General features: G+C 69.2%; 1 pseudogene. It reads left to right on the plus strand.

The window, feature by feature from the left end:
- Positions 1-442, plus strand: a pseudogene (locus tag ACLZOT_RS49995) (MFS transporter); the annotation flags it as partial.

A 442-nucleotide genomic window follows, 5' to 3' on the forward strand; every position in this document is an offset into this window, starting at 1 on the left:
CCCGTCGGCGGCGTCCTGGTCGGTGCCCTGACCTGGCGATCGGTGTTCCTCCTCAATGTGCCGGCAGCCCTGATCGCCCTGGTCACGACACTGGCCTGGATCCCCCCTGACAAGCTCGTCCGCCACGACCGCGGTCTTCGTGGCGTCGCCTCCGCCCTCGACGTGACGGGCATCCTCGGTTTCGGCGTGGCCATGACCGCGCTGCTCGTGTTCCTCCACGACCTGCCCGTCGTGCACTGGTACCTGCTCGGCATCGCGGTGGCAGCGGGAGCGGCGCTCGCGGTCTGGGAGCTGCGTACCGCCACCCCGTTCCTCGACGTGCGACTGCTCGCGGCCAACCGGGCTCTGACCCGGACCTATCTGCGTTTCGGCCTGGTGATGCTGTGCGTCTACACCGTGCTCTACGGGCTCACGCAATGGACCGAGGCCGTGCGCGGTCTGT

It is taken from the genome of Streptomyces sp. 4F14 (genome assembly GCF_048159485.1).
Taxonomy (GTDB): domain Bacteria; phylum Actinomycetota; class Actinomycetes; order Streptomycetales; family Streptomycetaceae; genus Streptomyces.